The organism is Rugosibacter aromaticivorans (assembly GCF_000934545.1).
GTDB lineage: Bacteria > Pseudomonadota > Gammaproteobacteria > Burkholderiales > Rhodocyclaceae > Rugosibacter > Rugosibacter aromaticivorans.
Map to the genome: position 1 here is coordinate 1,918,045 of NZ_CP010554.1, position 16,631 is coordinate 1,934,675.

17 protein-coding genes are annotated in these 16,631 nt (G+C 55.2%); all 17 read left to right on the forward strand.

Annotation, left to right across the window (positions count from 1 at the left end; all coding sequences use genetic code 11):
- Positions 1-585: 585 nt before the first annotated feature.
- The 17 genes from PG1C_RS09570 (at position 586) to PG1C_RS09650 (ending at position 16,598) form a co-directional block, all read left to right on the forward strand.
- Complete coding sequence (locus tag PG1C_RS09570; protein ID WP_202634574.1) at positions 586-1,341, forward strand: autoinducer binding domain-containing protein; 756 nt, start codon at positions 586-588, stop codon at positions 1,339-1,341.
- Between the two features lie 257 nt (positions 1,342-1,598).
- Positions 1,599-1,916, forward strand: coding sequence for a TrbC/VirB2 family protein (locus PG1C_RS09575; protein ID WP_202634575.1), 318 nt, complete (start codon positions 1,599-1,601; stop codon positions 1,914-1,916).
- 13 nt (positions 1,917-1,929) lie between these two features.
- The gene (locus tag PG1C_RS09580; protein ID WP_202634576.1) at positions 1,930-2,211 is read left to right on the forward strand and encodes a VirB3 family type IV secretion system protein; all 282 of its coding nucleotides are present in this window, start codon (positions 1,930-1,932) and stop codon (positions 2,209-2,211) included.
- 22 nt (positions 2,212-2,233) lie between these two features.
- Positions 2,234-4,636, forward strand: a complete 2,403-nt coding sequence (locus tag PG1C_RS09585; protein ID WP_202634577.1) for a VirB4 family type IV secretion/conjugal transfer ATPase — start codon at positions 2,234-2,236, stop codon at positions 4,634-4,636.
- A complete protein-coding gene (locus PG1C_RS09590; protein ID WP_202634578.1) occupies positions 4,633-5,352 on the forward strand; it encodes a TrbJ/VirB5 family protein in 720 nt (239 codons plus the stop codon). The genes PG1C_RS09585 and PG1C_RS09590 overlap by 4 nt, the downstream gene beginning before the upstream one ends.
- Positions 5,353-5,503: 151 nt before the next feature.
- Positions 5,504-5,866 (forward strand): hypothetical protein, encoded by a 363-nt coding sequence (locus tag PG1C_RS09595; protein WP_202634579.1) that lies wholly within the window; start codon positions 5,504-5,506, stop codon positions 5,864-5,866.
- A gap of 20 nt (positions 5,867-5,886) precedes the next feature.
- Positions 5,887-6,774, forward strand: a complete 888-nt coding sequence (locus PG1C_RS09600) for a TrbL/VirB6 family protein (protein WP_202634580.1) — start codon at positions 5,887-5,889, stop codon at positions 6,772-6,774.
- A gap of 17 nt (positions 6,775-6,791) precedes the next feature.
- Positions 6,792-7,523, forward strand: a complete 732-nt coding sequence (locus PG1C_RS09605; protein WP_202634581.1) for a VirB8 family type IV secretion system protein — start codon at positions 6,792-6,794, stop codon at positions 7,521-7,523.
- Positions 7,520-8,308, forward strand: coding sequence for a P-type conjugative transfer protein VirB9 (gene virB9, locus PG1C_RS09610; protein WP_202634582.1), 789 nt, complete (start codon positions 7,520-7,522; stop codon positions 8,306-8,308). The genes PG1C_RS09605 and virB9 overlap by 4 nt, the downstream gene beginning before the upstream one ends.
- The gene (locus tag PG1C_RS09615) at positions 8,305-9,567 is read left to right on the forward strand and encodes a TraB/TrbI/VirB10 family type IV secretion system protein (protein ID WP_202634583.1); all 1,263 of its coding nucleotides are present in this window, start codon (positions 8,305-8,307) and stop codon (positions 9,565-9,567) included. Before virB9 ends, PG1C_RS09615 begins: the two co-directional genes overlap by 4 nt.
- A gap of 18 nt (positions 9,568-9,585) precedes the next feature.
- The gene (virB11, locus tag PG1C_RS09620; RefSeq protein ID WP_202634584.1) at positions 9,586-10,692 is read left to right on the forward strand and encodes a P-type DNA transfer ATPase VirB11; all 1,107 of its coding nucleotides are present in this window, start codon (positions 9,586-9,588) and stop codon (positions 10,690-10,692) included.
- The gene (locus tag PG1C_RS09625; RefSeq protein ID WP_202634585.1) at positions 10,658-11,215 is read left to right on the forward strand and encodes a hypothetical protein; all 558 of its coding nucleotides are present in this window, start codon (positions 10,658-10,660) and stop codon (positions 11,213-11,215) included. Before virB11 ends, PG1C_RS09625 begins: the two co-directional genes overlap by 35 nt.
- On the forward strand, positions 11,212-12,723 hold the full coding sequence (locus PG1C_RS09630; protein WP_202634586.1) for a type IV secretion system DNA-binding domain-containing protein: 1,512 nt from the start codon (positions 11,212-11,214) through the stop codon (positions 12,721-12,723). Before PG1C_RS09625 ends, PG1C_RS09630 begins: the two co-directional genes overlap by 4 nt.
- A gap of 14 nt (positions 12,724-12,737) precedes the next feature.
- Positions 12,738-15,536 (forward strand): MobF family relaxase, encoded by a 2,799-nt coding sequence (mobF, locus tag PG1C_RS09635; RefSeq protein WP_202634587.1) that lies wholly within the window; start codon positions 12,738-12,740, stop codon positions 15,534-15,536.
- A gap of 15 nt (positions 15,537-15,551) precedes the next feature.
- Positions 15,552-15,914: a hypothetical protein gene (locus tag PG1C_RS09640; protein WP_202634588.1), complete on the forward strand. Its 363-nt coding sequence runs from the start codon at positions 15,552-15,554 to the stop codon at positions 15,912-15,914.
- On the forward strand, positions 15,911-16,258 hold the full coding sequence (locus tag PG1C_RS09645) for a hypothetical protein (RefSeq protein WP_202634589.1): 348 nt from the start codon (positions 15,911-15,913) through the stop codon (positions 16,256-16,258). The genes PG1C_RS09640 and PG1C_RS09645 overlap by 4 nt, the downstream gene beginning before the upstream one ends.
- Positions 16,248-16,598, forward strand: a complete 351-nt coding sequence (locus tag PG1C_RS09650; protein WP_202634590.1) for a hypothetical protein — start codon at positions 16,248-16,250, stop codon at positions 16,596-16,598. Before PG1C_RS09645 ends, PG1C_RS09650 begins: the two co-directional genes overlap by 11 nt.
- The last annotated feature ends 33 nt before the right edge of the window (positions 16,599-16,631 follow it).

The window sequence follows — 16,631 nt, forward strand, 5'->3', positions numbered from 1 at the left end:
ATTGACAATTCCGTGTCGCCGCATTGCGACAAGTACCTTGGTCATTTTGCATAATTCAATTGAGATAGCTTGCGTATCTCTATAAGAAGTAAGCAAATGTAAACACTGGAATAATTGTTGCTAATTATGAATATTGCAAGGTGCAGTGTGGATTAACTCGCGAATAATAATGTCCGCAATGTAGATAGCAAGCACCGGCGGTTGTGAGTGAACAGCATTTTTACGTGGAAAGTTTTACGTGGGAAAAGTGCCAATTCCAACCGGGTTGGCATCCTTGTTCTGTAAACACTGCGGTGCCTCGCTCGATGAAACGAACGGATATACCGAAGCCCAGGAAGTTGCTCACTGAATTCAGTAGCCCGTTGGGCAGCGAAACGCTGAGCGTTCGCATTTATCGTGATCGCGAAACCTTTATTTGTGAGCGTCGCCTCGTGGAGCGCGATGGCACTTCGTTCACGATAGCTCTACCTTTCACTGAGCCACAGGCTGCACGGGTATTTTTATCTGCTGACCCCTACTACAGTCACGTAAAGCTAGAAGTTCGACAGGTCTTGGTGAGACTGGACCGGGCGTGGCGTCGCGTCAATGGAAAAGCACTCACCTGAAATCATTACTTCCGTTGAGCATGCCAACGATTGCATTTCATTGATCGGTGGCTACGAAACGGAAGTTGATGTAGATGCTGCCGCGCTGCGAATCGTGCAGTTCTTCGATTTCCAATACTTTGTCTTTGGCGCTTTCTTTAGAAGCGGCGAGCGAGAACACTATCGATATGTCTTCGGATGTGTACCAGAATGGTGTTATCTGTATATTCAAAACAAGTGGTACGCGATTGACCCGTTTATCGGATATGTACTGAAAAATTCCAGTCCCATCCTTGCGTCTGACATTCCTTTGACCAGCCCTGGTCAAGAGCGAATGGTGGCCTCGGCAGGCGAGCATGGGTTTCGTTCCAGCATTGTTGTTCCCGTGCATAGCGCCTCATCAACCTGGATCGGGCTGCTTCACCTTGGAACAGGTGAAGGACCGGATCGAGCGCAACGTAGTTTCGACGCACATCGAAATCTCATGCGAGCATTTGGGCTCGAACTGCTGGAGTGGTTCGACTCCAGGCTGCATGACAACAACGTGTCTGACCTCGACCTGGACAAACTAGACTTGAAATTGCTATGCAAGGCTCAGGAGCATGCAACCGCCGCAGAAGCTGCGCGTGAACTGGGCATTACCCTGGCGCTTGCCGAGGCGCGCTACCGGCGTCTGTACAGAAAGCTCGACGTGCCAGCCAAGCGACATGCCGTCGAAAAGGCAGTCGAATTAGGCCTCATCAGGTCTTTGCTGTGAAGGGAAATTCGATTCTGCGTCAATCCCGCTTTTCTGCATTTTGCGACAGATCATTTCTCTGAGATACGGTTGTTGTTCAGCGAAGCTGAGAATTCTGGAATATTTTTTAGTTATCACAATATTTTAACGAGTGCAATATCGAAACCGGGCGCGTTTCGATATTTTCAAATTGATTACCCGCGCCTATGCTTTCTCTAACGGTCGCTCCCTCCAATTACAAATTGTCATAGGGGCGTCCATCGAAGAAAGGAAACAGCATGGCAATGACTTCAATCAAGCGGCCAAAATGTCATCCGCATCGCATTGTTCATTTATTGAAGCGCATATGGGTTTCGCTAACGCTTGCACTCATTGCCCTGCCAGCCTACGCCGACGATCCAATTTCTCGCCTGCTCAATAAAGCCGTTGATCTCATGACCAACCAGTGGGCAGTAGCTTCTGCCGTGGTCACCATTGCCGCCATCGGCTACCGCATGAAGTACGGCATGATGGACAAACGCAAAGCGTTGGCCTCTGTCATTGGCATTGTGGTGGTATTCGGCGCTGTCCTGATCGTCGATCAAATCCGCACCTGACTTGCGCCTGATCATGGATCGCGAAGACCCCCTCTATCAAGGCATGACCCGCGACGCCATGGTGCTCGGCGTCACGCTTGATTGCTTCATCCTCGAAGTCATAGTCTGGTCGATTGCCTTCCTTGTCACTCGCTCGATGTGGGTGTTGCCAGCAACTGCGCTGTTTCATCTGCTGTGCTTCTGGAAGTGCTTGGATGACGCTGACTACTTCAGCATCTGGTGGGCCGGCTTTGCATTGACGGGCAAAGGCGCGAACAAACATCAATGGGGAGGCACTAGCTATGACCCTGACTAATCTGGGCCTGAGTTTTGGTGACTTGTTCGATAGCACTGCACCGGCAGGCAGCGACGCCAAGAGGAAGGAATGTCGGCTGCGGAAATTCATTCCCTATGTTGCCCACTACGACGAAAGCACACTGCTCACTGAAGATGACCAGTTGATCCAGATCGTCAAGCTCGAAGGCCTTGCATTTCAGACCCGTGATGAAGAAGACCTCAAGCGGCAAAAGCGTTTTCGGAATCGGTTGATCCGTTCAATTGCGAAGAGCGATTTCGGCGTGACGGTGCATGTCGTGCGCCGTCGGCACTTCGAATATCCGGAGGGTGATTTCCCGAATCGCTTCTGCGCCGAACTGAATGCTGCCTGGCAGCGCAAGCACGAACAGAACGAGCAGTACGTGAACGAGATTTACCTCTCGATCATCAAGTTCCCCTACAAGTCTGGCGTCGTAGTGGGTGCGAAAGATCGTTTCGCCTATATGAGCCACAAGCGCCAGCGCGACAAATTGGATTACTGGCGCCGTCGCTGCGCGCAAGAACTGCATGATGTCACGCGCCGCGTATTGCAGTCATTGTCTGCTTACGAGCCCCGGCTGCTCGGCATGTACCGGAAACACGATGGCTGGCATTCCGATGCGCTGCGGTTCCTTTACTACCTCATCAACTGGCAGGACACCGAAGTGCGCGTACCGCGCATGCCGATCCGCGACTATCTGGGCAAAAACCGGCCGATATTTGGGAACGAAGCCATGGAAGTGCGCGGCTGGACCCAAAGCCAGCTCGGCGCCTTCCTAAGCGTGAAGGAATATCCCGACCTGACCGATTACGACATGCTGGACAAGTTCCTCAATCTGCCGGTCGAGATGGTCATTACGCAGTCCTACCATTTTGAGGACAGACCAACTTCGACCAAAGAAATAGAGGTACAACAGAAACGTCTCGATCAGTCCGAAGACAAGGCAGCGGATCAAATCGACGATCTGACCGACGCCATGAGCGATGTCGCTTCCGGGCGTGTAGCAATGGGTTGGCATCACCTGTCGGTATTGGTCAAGGCTGCGGACAATCAACTCTCATCACTTGACCGTGCACTGGTTTCCGTTGAGGACTGCTTTATCGATCTCAATATCCAGGCAACACGCGAGACATTGAATCTTGAGGCCTGCTTCTGGGCACAGCTCCCCGGTAACTTCCAATACGTCGCAAGGAAGCGTCGCATATCAACGGCGAACCTGGCCGGTTTTGCCAGCCTGCACAACTTCGCCCGTGGTCGCCCCGATGGCAATTGGTGGGGCAAGGCGATCACTGTGCTGGAAACGGAAAGCAAGACGCCGTACTACCTGAATTTCCATGTCGGTCAAGGACCGTATTCACCTGGACATGTTCATGTCGCGGCTCCTACGGGTACCGGCAAGTCGACGTTGATCAACCTGCTGCTGGCGCAGGTGCAGAAAATCAATCCACGAATTTTCTATTTCGACGACAAGAACGGCGGCGAAATCTTTGCACGGGCATGTGGTGCGGCGGTGACTGATGTCGCCATGGGCGAGCCGAGCGGCTTCAACCCTCTGTCGTTGCCCGATACGCCGGTCAATCGCGCTTTCCTTTCCCAGTGGCTGGAGAACCGGGTTGCCGCGAGTGGCATGCCATTAGATGCTGACGAGCGCCAAGTGATTCAAGCTGCCATCGACGGTAGCTATCGCCATCCCGCATCCGAGCGCAACCTGATCGAAATCGCGAGCTACTTCGGTCTTGCGCGCGGCGGCAGTCTGCGCAGTCGGTTAGCAACGTGGTTGCCGGGTGGCAAGTACGCTGGGCTGTTTGACAACGCCCATGATCGATTCAAGCTCGACGCGCGGTTCTGCTACTTCAATACGACCCGCATTATCCAGGACGAGTCTGCACTACTGGCCGTATTGGAATACCTGTTCCATCGCATCGACCTCATCATGGATGGTGAGCCGTTCATCATCGTGCTGGAGGAAGGCTGGAAGCTCCGCCGCAGTGCCTATTTCCGCGCACGTATCGACGATTGGTTGATGACCATTCGTAAGAAGAATGGCGTAGTCATCTTCATTACCCCTGACCTCAAGCTATCCCACGACGAGCAATCCGACAGCCTGGTCAAACAGCCGGTGACCTTTCTTTATTTCGCCTGTGATCGGGCAGACGAACACGATTACCGCAAGGTCTTCGGCCTGTCGCAGCGTGAATTCGAGTTGGTGCGTGAGTGGGAACCCGAAGAGCGGCTGGCGCTGGTCAAACATGGCAACGACAGCGTCGTCGTGCGTACCGGGCTAGATACCCCAGACCTGCGTCGCTTCCTGCCAGTGCTCTCGGGCAACGAGGGCAACCTGCGCTTGATGCACAGCATCATGCACGAACTCGACAGCGAAGACCCCGAAGCGTGGTTACCTGTTTTTATGGAGAACGCAAAATGAAAATTCTTAAATTACGTTTGATCTGGCTGGCCGCATTCTTTTGGCTTTCCGGCGGGTTTGGTATGGTGGGCAATACCTACGCCCAATGGGCCGTGATTGATGCCTCAAATCTTCAGCAAAACATTGCGCAGTACGGGCAGATGGTCGAACAGGTCGCCCAGCTCAAAGCCCAATTAGAGCAGTTGAAAAGCCAGTACGCGGCGGTGACCGGTAGCTATGGTCTCGGTGGGCTGATGCAGGGTGAAACACTTTCAGCAGCCGGCATCGTACCGGGTTCATGGCAGGAGGTCGTCAGCCTACAACAGGCCGGCAAATTCAAAAGCAAAATGGATTACTACGAGAACCTCATGAGACGTGTCGATCCTGCGCTGTTTGCGAACGATTCCAGCCGCAGCACTGGCGCCTACAAGCTCAGTTACGACAACACACGCGCTGCCTTCGCCGTGACCGATGCTACCTATGACTCGGTGGAAACGCACCGCAAGAATATCGAGCAGTTGATTCAGCGCATCGACAGCACACAGAACGTCAAGGAAGCCACCGACCTCAACAACCGTCTGGTATCTGAAAACGCCATGTTGCAAATCTCAGTGGCGCGGCTGGCCGCCGTACAAAACAACCTCAACGCCAGCGCGGCAAACGACCGGGTACAGGCCCAGGCGACGAATGCGGAGATGCTGCGCTACGACGCCAACTATCAATACAGGACACGCTAGCCATGAAGCCCTTCACGATTATCGTTGTGCTGGCCGCGCTATCTGTGGCGAGTTGCGCCTCGAACTCTACTTTGAAGTCTCCCTGCGTCGGTGCCGCAGGTTCCCCGTGCAGCCCAACCCCGCTTTCCCATGAACCCATTGTGAGGACGACATGAACAAACGACGTTTATTGATTGTTGCAGCCTTCATTGCCCTGTCCGCCTGCGGCAAGCTGGGTAATCCGCTGCTTAGCGCCAGCGATGGTCAGTTCCTGAGATGGATTGCGCCCCGTAACGGTCTGGCTCCGTCCTGTGCTGCTGCACTCTATAAACCCGAGATGTTTATCGGGCAATACAACGGACTCAAATTTTCGGCGAAGGACAAAATATCTGCCGTAAGTGAGAAACAAAAAAGCGAGTGCATTGCGGATTTACAACAGCGTGCAAGCGAAATCGGCATCGAGGGCAATATCACGCGCGATCATCTATTGGATGATCGCGTGAAACAACGCTTTCTTGCTCTTCAGAGAGGTTAACTGTGGGGCTGCCTGCAACCGTGCTGACTGTTACCGATCAGGTCACGGCCGACTTTGTGACCCGCGTCTTCGGGCCAGTCGCCAATGCGGTGAGCACGCCGTTGTGGGCCGCTGTCACCTTGTTTGTTGCCCTATACGGATACATGGTGATGACCGGTCAAATCCAGCACCTGTACCAAACGGCTTTCCGCAACATCCTGCTAGTCGGATTCGTCACCTATACCGCTTTGAACTGGGACTGGTTCGGATATTTCTACGATGTTTTTACCAAGAGTCCCGATATGTTCTCCTCGACAATTTCCCTTGGGCACACTGCACCGTCGGCACTGGATGAACTCTATGACCGGGGAATGGTTACGGCATTCTCGATCTGGTCTCGCTCAGGCTGGGATTTGGTGATGTGGAGTTTGGGCGCGGCAGTCTTCGTCGTCACTCTCTGCCTGATTGCGTTCGCCATATTCCTGTTGCTGTTAGCCAAGCTACTTGTTGCCATCACGCTTGGGATGGGGCCGATCTTCGTTGCCTTCTGCCTGTTCGATTCGACCCGGCAATGGTTCAAGAACTGGATCGGCTCTCTGGTGACACTCGTTATCTTTCAACTGCTCATCTACGCGACGCTAGGGCTTGGTTATGGCATTTATCAGGCCGTTGTCCCGGAAGGCGATCTCTACAGCGCCAGTACGATGAACGCGGCGCAGCTCCAAGGACGTGTCCTCCCACTGCTGATGATTTTTCTGGCGCTACTGTTTGTCCTGCGCAAGGCGGATGGTCATGCACAGGCTCTGATCGGCTCCATGAGCTACGTCGGCGATGCCACCGGCCATGTCGTTCGTTCCGCGTCGAGGGCACTAGCCGCCGCTGGTCGGCGTGGACCACGCCTGTCAATGGGCGGACGCACAAAAACCTGAGAGGAACGCGAATGGACATGTCACCGATCCCCACTATGCCGCCCACCATCCAAGCCGATCCCGGCGCAAAGGAATGGGAATACCTCAGTCACGGCGCCGTCGTCGTCGAACGCAACCGCTGGTTCGTTGCAACCTTGGTCGCCGGCCTGATTGCTGCCGGCGCAGTGACCGCCGTTGCCATGATGCTTCCCCTGGAGAAACTGGTCCCACTGGCCGTGACGGTGGACTCGCATACGGGATTGGTCACCTCGGTGGAATACGGCAAAAGCGTTAGCGACTTGACTCAGAAAGAAGCTATCCAGCGCAGTGATGTGGCCCGCTATGTCACGGCACGCGAAACCTACGATCCGCAGGATTACGCGACGCATATCAAGATGGTGCGCGTAATGTCGGACGGCAATGTCTGGCAGCAATACGAAGACGACAACTCCCAATACAACGATGCCAGTGCCGTAAAACGCTACGGCTACAAGGTACGCCGTCGCATCGAGGTCAACACCGCGCTACCGCTGCCGAATGCCAGCAATACCTATCAGGTGCGCTTCGTCGCCATCGAAGAGTTTCCCGGTTCGCAAATGCTGCCGGTAGAAAAGCCCTATGTCGCCACAGTGACCTTCCGCTACAGTGAGCGCGCCTTGAGCAACGAGGATCGCATCATCAATCCGCTCAACTTCCGTGCAATTGCCTACCGCACGGATCAGGAAATCGCTAATCCAATTGCATCCTCGAACAAAGGGGTTTCCCAATGAACAAAGCCATCGCCCTTCTAGCGGCAGTGATGATCAGCCACGCCGCGCATGCGGAGCGTATTCCGCAGCCCATGGCAACCGACCAACGGATACGTCAAGTGGTCTATAACGCTGCTGAAGTGTATGAGGTCACCGGTAATTACCGGTTCACCACGACCATTGAATTCGAGCAGGGCGAGACGGTGCAATACCTGACACTGGGCGACACGATTGCTTGGCAGGCGCATCCGATGGGCAATCGTGTCCACCTGAAACCGGTCGAGCCGCATGCAGTAACCAACCTCACTGTCGTGACGGATCGCCGTACCTATTACTTTCGACTCACCGGTACAACATCCAGGTCCAAACTGGATGCGACCTATCTACTGCGCTTCAGCTATGGCCCGGAAGGCGATATCGCCATCAACCCAGCGGCTGTTCGCAAGTCCAGTAGTAAGCAAGCCAAGGATGATCTCGCCACCAAGGTCAAGATTCGCAATTGCAATTACTCGGTCTCCGGTAGTAACAACGTCAAGCTTCTACGTGCCTGCGACGATGGCTTGTTCACCTACCTCGAATTCGCCGAGCACACCAACCTGCCGGCTTTCTTTGCTGTCGATCCCAAAGGTAACGAGTCGGTCGTGAACTATCGGATGGAGGGTAGGTATGTGGTGATCGAACGCGTCGGCAGCCTGTACACCCTGCGCGATGGCAACGAATCCCTGTGCCTGTTCAATGAAGACAAGCCGTTCCAGACCACCAATACGACAGTACGCAAGTCGATCAAGTTTGGGGGCAAGACATGAAACCTCCATCAAACACGAATGAACCAAAAACCACGAACGCTTCCGCCAACCGTGAACAGGCGATTCATGATTGGGAAGAGCAAACGGATAACGCCGCCCATGAAGGCCGCAAGTTCTCCGGCGAGCGCGTCAAGCGCATCATCAAAGGCGACTGGTTAAGCAAGGTCGGTTTCGTGGTCGTGACACTGGTAATACTTTTTTTCGTACTGACCCACGATAGCAAGCAGGCAAAGGCGCTGCGTAATGAAGCCCGCGCAGCGGAACTGACGGACGAACCCTCGGTACGCGACTACCGACCGCCCGTGATGCCGGCGCGACCCGTCGAACCCTTACAGTCCGCCAATTCGAACCAACAGGACAAGTCATCCGGTAAACCGACCGACGATACCGAGGCCATTGCCTTGCGTCGCAAGGCAGACCAGCTCGATGACGCCCGTACCAAGTCCGACATCATCGTGAAAGGTGGCGGTTCGTCGATTAACGCGACGGCAACCGCAGCGCCATCGGGTGTTCCAGCATCCTTCAATATCCCTGGATTGCAACTGGCATCGGGCTACGGCAATCGACCCGATAGCAGCGAGTCGAATGACCCTAACCGCGCTTTTGCGCAACAGATGAGCGGCCGAACTGTAGTGACGGCCACCCCACGCCGAGTCGGCAATCTGGATTGTCTGGCCCTGCAAGGCAAGATGATCGACGCCGAATTGGAAACGGCCATCAATACCGATCTGCCGGGGCAGATCCGGGCCGTGGTCTCGAACCCCTTGTACGCCGAACAAGGACAGGAGGCACTGGTGACGCCTGGCTCGCGTCTGAACGGCGTCTATAACACAGCAGTCAGCAAGGGACAGGTACGCGTATTCGTTATCTGGAATCGTCTGATCCGTCCCGATGGCGTGGAAATCACTCTCGACTCGGGTGCAACGGATGCCTTGGGCCAGGCCGGGTTGCAGGGCGAAACAGACAATCATTTCGCGCAAATCTTCGGCATGTCGGCACTGCTCAGCATCATCGGTGCCGGGGCTGGCACATCAAGCGTGGGTTCAGACAGCAACTACAACTCGGCGGACGCCTATCGCAGCGCCGTGCAACAGAGTTTTGCCCGCACCTCGAATAGCGTACTGGCGCCCTACGCGAACATCCCGCCAACGAATACGGTTCATCAAGGAGAACGGATCAAGGTCTTCCTAAATCGCGATCTGGATTTCTGTCGTTTGCGCGCAGAGACGAATGATCAAGCTGATCTGGTCTTGCCTTAATCAAAGGAGCGACAAGCCATGAATGCAAATGTTCAATCGGCGATGTTCCGCGAACAGCAATCATCCGAATCCGATGAATCAGTCCTGTCAGGGCAACCGGTAAATCGCAGCGATCTAGTACAGGTACCAGGCGGTGCTGCGTTACGCACGCATCTGATGCCGTTGCAGCAGTGGCTTGATGAACCTGACGTGACGGAAATATCCGTCAACGGTGCCCGTGAAATATGGATTGCCAAACAAGGCCAGCCTTATATGGAACGCCATGAAGCGGAAGAACTGACTCACGAAGTTCTACTGGAACTGGCGCAACAGGTGGCGACCAGTACCGAGCAGGAAGTCAGCAAAGAGAAACCTCTCCTTTCTGCGGAGCTTCCCAACGGCTATCGCATCCAGTTTGTACTGCCACCGGCAGCGGGTCGCAACGTCGTACTGTCGATACGCAAACCCGCCGTGCTCAATTTAAGCCTGGATGATTACGACAAGGCCGGTGCATTCACGCTGACCAACCAAATCTCGATGCTGGAGAGAGAAACCGAAAATACGCTGCGTACCGTCTATGCAAATCGTGAGTATGGAAGATTCCTGCGCATCGCCGTCAAGATGCGCAAGAACATCCTGATCTCGGCCGGTACCGATACCGGCAAGACCACGCTGCTCAATGCCATGTTGAAGGAAATCCCCGAACACGAACGACTTGTCATCATTGAAGATGCCCGCGAATTGCGGCCCCCGCAAACCAATGTCGTGAGGCTGTTTTACTCACGCGGTGAGCAAGGCCTGGCACAGGTGACGGCACAGGAACTCTGTGAAGCCACATTGCGGCTGCGGCCCGATCGCATCCTGCTCGGTGAGCTGCGCGGCAAGGAAGCCTTTACCTACCTGCGTACCATCAACAGCGGGCATCCGGGATCAATCACGACCATACATTCCGACAGTCCACGCCTTGCTTTCGAGCAACTGGCGTTGATGGTGATGCAGGGATTTCCGAGCATTGATAAATCGCTGGTCATCGATTACGTGCGCTCGATCATCCCAATCGTGATCCAGCTCAAACGGTCTGAAGGAAAACGGTATATCTCGGAGATTTATTATGCGGATGCCGATACGCCTGTGGTTGCTGTTTAGTTTTACCACTGGTCTCTCGGCCACATCTGCTTTTGGGCAGGTGTCGGCGTACCCGCTTGCCTCCCAAAACTCGATGCGAGTTGATCCGTCTGTACAGCGTGAGCGTGACACCACGCGCATGAGCATCTTGCAGGATGAGCTTGCCAAGGAAACCCGTGAGCTGGGTACTGCCGAGACCGAATGGCGCAACGCTCAAGTGGCCCGAACACCACCAGACAAGGTTCAGGATATTTCTGCACGCGTAACGCTACATCGTCAGAACGTAACCGCGCTGGAGCGAGAAATAGGACTGGTTAAGAACCGGCCTGTTTCCATCGCTCGCAATGATGACTTGGTAGAAACTCCCACGCGCTCTCGTACACGACAGCCCGATGATTGGCTGATTTTCCGACCACAGTTACCGGAACCGGATCAGAACGCTGCACCGAAAGTATTGGTACGCCGCAGATTGCCGTTAGCCGCACCGACTGTCAGTCAGCCGCAATGGATTATTCAGGCGGGTCTTAAGGGCCTCTTACCATGACTCGCGACGATAAAAACTATGTCTTTCTGGGGATTCTGTTCGGATTGCCTATCGTCTCCTGGTTGTGCATGGCGGCATGGCGTTACGGCATTGAACGACCCGTGGCGCGTGGTTTGGTGCGAATCGCCAGATTGACGCCGCAGGATCAATTTCTGATGGGCGCACTGGGCGTCGGTTTGGCGAGTGGACTCTTTATCGCTCACCGTATCGTTCAACATTACGATACGCAATTCGGCGGCGCGGGGTTTCGCCGCTTCCTGCGCGGTACGCGCATGACCAGCCATCGCAGCTTGCAGCGGCAAACGCGTGAAGCGGGTAAGACTCAGGTACTCGTGGCCGATACACCGATTCCGATCTGGCTGGAAACCCTGCATTTGCTGGTAACGGGTGCCACGGGAACAGGCAAGACCGTTGCACTGGCACAGGTGATCGAAACCATCCTGCGTCGTGGTGACCGATTGATTATCGTCGATCCGAATGGCAGCTTCCTGTCGCGGTTTTATTTTCCGGGGGACGTGATTCTGAATCCCTTCGATACGCGCTCGGAAAACTGGAGCATCTTCAACGAGCTGCATGATGAATATGACTTCAAGCGATATGCACTGTCTGTTGTGCCCAAGGGGCTGACCGACGATGCCGAAGAATGGAACGGCTATGCACGTCTGCTGTTTCAGGCGGCGACCAAGAAAATGGCTTCAGTGAATAACACGGATATTTTTTCACTAATCAAATTACTTTCAACGGAGAGTGACGAATCACTGAAAGAGTTCCTTGCCAATACCGAAGCCGAAGGTTTGTTCGTCGGCGCCAAGCAGGCACTCTCCAGTGCACGCTTCATCCTTGCCAAATATCTCGACCCACACCAATACCTGAGAGATGACGGCTCGTTCTCCATTCGCCGCTGGCTGGAAGAAGGCGAAGGGAATCTGTACATCACCTGGCGCGAGGATATGCTCGAAGCGCTGAAGCCATTGGTGTCGACTTGGGTGGACATTCTGTGCACGTCGATTCTGAGTTTGCCGGAAAGTCCGGTTCGGCGAATATGGATGGTCATTGACGAACTGGACAGCCTGCAAAAACTTCCCTCGCTGGAAGATGCTGCGACCAAGGGGCGCAAACACGGCCTGCGTATCGTGGCGGGGATTCAGTCCACGGCCCAGTTGGATCGCACCAATGGCGAGAAGGATGCAACGGTGCTGCGCAGTTGCTTCCGCAACATCCTGGTCCTCGGTGGTGGTCGCGCCGACAGCAAGACGGCAGAAGACCTGAGCAAGAGCCTGGGCGAGCACGAGGTCGAACGCGAAACGCTGGGCGAGTCCGCTAATGATCGCGGCGGCAGTCGCAGTCGAACGCTGCGTATCGAACGCGAACGCGTGGTCATGCCCTCCGAGATTCAATCCTTGCCGGAACTGACGGGATACCTGGCCTTTGCAGGTGATCTGCCGATTACGCGTATCAAGCTGACACCACGCCACTATCCGCTGCGGCATGCGGCGATTCTGGAGTGACTTGGAGATAACCCGTGCTGACCAATCACCCCATCGAGAACGCTGGTCGTGCCGCGCACTATTTTTCTGCACAGGATGACTATTACGCGAAGGAAGGCAACGGCTCCTGGCTGGGCAAGGGGGCGAAGCTGCTGGGGTTGGAGGGTGCGGTTGATCCGAAACAATTTCGAGCCTTACTCGAAGGTCGCCTGCCCACTGGCGGCAACATTCATGAAAAGTTTGACCCTCGCACGGCCTCCAAGCGCCATGGTTGGGACTTCACGTTCTCGGCGCCCAAGAGTGTTTCCATACAGGCTCTGATCGGTGGTGACCAGGCCATCATCGCCGCGCATCAGAAGGCAGTGCGCGACGCGCTCGTATTGATGGAACAGCAGGCCATTGGGCGCAAGAAGGTCAATGGCAAAAGCCATCGCGAATATACCGACAATCTGGTGACGGCTGCATTTGATCACGAGTTGTCACGCGCCAAAGACCCGCAACTGCATACTCACGTCGTCGTCATGAACATGACTCAACGCCATGACGGTCAGTGGCGCGCACTATCGAATGAAGCACTGTTCAAGCATACCAAGCTGATCGGCGCCGCCTATCGCGCCAGCCTGGCGCGCGAACTGCAGAACCTCGGTTATGAAATTCGCCTCAGTGACAAGGAAGGCAGTTTTGAGCTGGCCCATATCAGTCGGACACAAATTGAGGCCTTCAGCCAACGCAGTCAGATAATCGAAGCGGCTCTCGACAGTCGCGGCAAGTCGCGTGCTGACGCCTCTACCCTGGAAAAGCAAGTCATTGCGCTGGCCACGCGGCCGAAGAAAGATCGTCTGGCCGAACAGGACAAACGCTTGCTGATGGCGCACTGGAAACAGAAAAGCCAAGCCGTGGGAATCAGCTACGATCTCGGCGAACGCCGTCCAGCGAACAATTCATCACAAGAAGGTGCGGCCCGTGAATCGCTCGACTTTGCCATTGCGCATTTGACCGAGCGTCAATCCGTGATGCTCGACGGCATGCTGATGACGACGGCGATGCAGCATGCCGTGGGCCGCGCCACACATAGCGAATTACGAACTGAACTCACCAAGCGTATTGAATCGGGTGAAGTGATTGCGGAGCAGGCGCAATACTCTCTGGCTGGTGACCGCGAGTCAGCACCGGGGAAACCCCGATCCCATTGGGAAGCCGTTTTGGATAGTGACCAGCGTATGTCCTTACCTGAGAAGACAGTTGCCATTGATGAAGGCATTCGTAAGGGCAGATTGGTGCAGAACGAAATTCGGTATACGACTCAGTCTGCCTGGCAGACCGAGCAGGCCATCCTGCGCATGGAACGCGAAGGCCGGAATCGTCTGCCTGCGATCATGACGCCCGCGCTTGCCGACCATGCGCTTGCTCCGACCGATCTCAATCCCGGCCAGCGGGAAGCAGCGCGAATGGTATTGATCGGCAAACACCGTCTCTCCGGTATTCAGGGGTCGGCAGGTGTAGGCAAATCCCATCTCATCAAAGCCACCGCACAAGTTGCAGAACAGCAGGGTTATCGCATGGTCGTGCTGGCGCCCTATGCTAATCAGGTCGAGCGCCTGCAGGCCGAGGGTCTGAACGCTTCAACCTTGGCCACCTTCCTCGTTGCCAAAGACAAGAACATCGACGAACGAACGGTCATCGTGATTGACGAAGCCGGTCTCGTCCCTACGCGACAGATGGAAGCGGCACTGAAAGTCGCGGTACGCTACCAATCGCGGATCGTGCTCGCTGGTGACGTGCAGCAGTTGAAGGCCATCGAAGCCGGCAGACCATTCGCGCAATTGCAGGCGAACGGGATGCAAACCGCCATCGTCGATCAAATCCAGCGCCAAAAAACCCCTGAGCTAAAACCGGCTGTCGAACTTGCTGCAAAAGGCCACGCGGAAGAATCGCTCAAACATATCGACCGGCATGTCTACGAAGTCGTCGATGATCGTACCCGCTATGACGAGATTGCACGCGACTACGCCGCGCTGGCAGCGGCCGAACGCGAACGCACATTGATCGTGTCGGGGACCAATGCGGCACGCCGGGAAATCAATTCTCTTATTCGGCTAGAACTCGGCATCGAAGGCAAGGGCCGCGAATTCGACACGTTGTCACGCATTGACTTGACCCAGGCCGAACGCCGTAATGCGCCGAGTTACAAGATTGGCAACTATGTGCAGCCGGAAAGGGACTATGAGCGAACCGGTCTCACGCGAGGAATGCTATATCGCGTGACGGATATCGCCAGTCATAACGGCCTGGTACTGACGACTGATGACGGACGCCAACTTGAAATCAATCCGCGCTCCCATACCCAGCTGAGCGTGTACGAGAAGACCGATAGCGAATTTGCACCGGGCGACTGGGCGCGCGTCACGCGCAATGATCCCGCCCTCGATGTCTCGAATGGCGACCGGGTGCGCGTAATGGAAGTTACCCCCGACCGTATTCGCCTCGAAAACGAAAAGGGACGGCGCATTGATCTGGATGGCCGTCACCCGCTGCATCTTGAGCATGCCTATGCCAGTACGGTACATGGCGCACAGGGCTTGTCCACGGATCGGATGATGATGGACCTCAACACGCGCAGCCTGACCACCGGCAAGGATCTGTATTACGTCGCCCTGAGCCGCGCCCGCTACGACGTGAAGGTCTACACGAACTCACGTACTGAACTGCCTGCGGCGATCAGCCGTGACAACGTCAAGACGGCGGCACTGGATATTCAGCGTGCGCGCCAGCCCGTACCGCAGCAACAACTCCGGCAAGAAGCACCCGCGCCGAACCTGCAACGTAACCGTTAATTTTGGAGATTTTCGATGAGCAGAGTCATTAGCCTGCGACTGGATGATGCCGACGATGTGCGACTGAGCGGAGCCGCCGTGCTGAATGGAAAGACGGTATCGGCCTATATCAAGGGACTGATCGGCAGTGATCGCGTCGCCAGCGATACCGGCATTGCCATGATCCTGCACCGCCTGGACGAGCTGGCAACAACGGTAGCCGATGTCCAAGGTGCCGTTGGAGGGAAGAAGACACAGGACGTGCCTGATCTGCCGCCGCGAACCGTCATTGCCACGCGACTCAAGGAACGCGGTCTTCCCTCCAGCACGATTCGCCAGGTTGAAGCCGTGCTCGACGAATTGGGCGGTAAATCCGAACGCGCGGGATCGCCCTCATGACTACAAATGTAAACATCCATTCCGTACCCAGCAACGCTTTGCGGCGCGATGTGCACACATTTGTAAACGGGTGTTTACAGCAATGCCGCGTAGCGGCGCGGATTGGCGGGCATTTTGTAAGTGCGTTTGGTGTGGTGGGGTTTTCGGGAGTTAAAGACTCCCGAAAGAGCGTCCATATTGCCGAAGCTTCAGCTTCGGCCTGCAATGAAGCACAAATTCAGAAAAAGAAAACACAAAGACAACAGAAAAGTAACAACTGGGAAACCGAAGAGAAACAAACGGGTGACAGAAGAGAGACAGAAAGTAGACATTCAGTGCGCACGGGGAGCATTGATGAACGTTAAAGACGCCATCCACGAGCTGCCTATCGCCCGCAATACAAAAAAGTTGCTGCCACTGTGGCCTGACATCGAAGCCAAGCTGGCCGCTGGAGCATCTCAAGTCGAGATAGTGGCGCTGTTGAACGGTAATGGGTTCGACATGACGCTAGCGACCTTCAAGACCTATTTGCATCGACAGCGTAAAAGAAACCAGCGGGTGAGGCTGGGACAGCATGCCAAGCCCGTGCAAAGCGCTCCGATAGGAACTGAAACAGTCGGCGTGGTTGCGCCAGCAACGTCGCCGCCAATTACGGCAGTGAAGGTGGGGGCAACGCGCCCACCGACTTTCGAGGGAGTGTCCTGAATTTTGTGTGCAAGGCGGTTGATGTTTCATTGA

What these genes read in the sequence shown, in the direction of transcription:
- PG1C_RS09570 (WP_202634574.1), top strand. Translation starts at nt 586, where the DNA reads ATGGAAAAGCACTCACCTGAAATCATTACTTCCGTTGAGCATGCCAAC.
- PG1C_RS09575 (WP_202634575.1), top strand. Translation starts at nt 1,599, where the DNA reads ATGGCAATGACTTCAATCAAGCGGCCAAAATGTCATCCGCATCGCATT.
- PG1C_RS09580 (WP_202634576.1), top strand. Translation starts at nt 1,930, where the DNA reads ATGGATCGCGAAGACCCCCTCTATCAAGGCATGACCCGCGACGCCATG.
- PG1C_RS09590 (WP_202634578.1), top strand. Translation starts at nt 4,633, where the DNA reads ATGAAAATTCTTAAATTACGTTTGATCTGGCTGGCCGCATTCTTTTGG.
- PG1C_RS09595 (WP_202634579.1), top strand. Translation starts at nt 5,504, where the DNA reads ATGAACAAACGACGTTTATTGATTGTTGCAGCCTTCATTGCCCTGTCC.
- PG1C_RS09605 (WP_202634581.1), top strand. Translation starts at nt 6,792, where the DNA reads ATGTCACCGATCCCCACTATGCCGCCCACCATCCAAGCCGATCCCGGC.
- virB9 (WP_202634582.1), top strand. Translation starts at nt 7,520, where the DNA reads ATGAACAAAGCCATCGCCCTTCTAGCGGCAGTGATGATCAGCCACGCC.
- PG1C_RS09615 (WP_202634583.1), top strand. Translation starts at nt 8,305, where the DNA reads ATGAAACCTCCATCAAACACGAATGAACCAAAAACCACGAACGCTTCC.
- virB11 (WP_202634584.1), top strand. Translation starts at nt 9,586, where the DNA reads ATGAATGCAAATGTTCAATCGGCGATGTTCCGCGAACAGCAATCATCC.
- PG1C_RS09625 (WP_202634585.1), top strand. Translation starts at nt 10,658, where the DNA reads ATGCGGATGCCGATACGCCTGTGGTTGCTGTTTAGTTTTACCACTGGT.
- PG1C_RS09630 (WP_202634586.1), top strand. Translation starts at nt 11,212, where the DNA reads ATGACTCGCGACGATAAAAACTATGTCTTTCTGGGGATTCTGTTCGGA.
- PG1C_RS09640 (WP_202634588.1), top strand. Translation starts at nt 15,552, where the DNA reads ATGAGCAGAGTCATTAGCCTGCGACTGGATGATGCCGACGATGTGCGA.
- PG1C_RS09645 (WP_202634589.1), top strand. Translation starts at nt 15,911, where the DNA reads ATGACTACAAATGTAAACATCCATTCCGTACCCAGCAACGCTTTGCGG.
- PG1C_RS09650 (WP_202634590.1), top strand. Translation starts at nt 16,248, where the DNA reads ATGAACGTTAAAGACGCCATCCACGAGCTGCCTATCGCCCGCAATACA.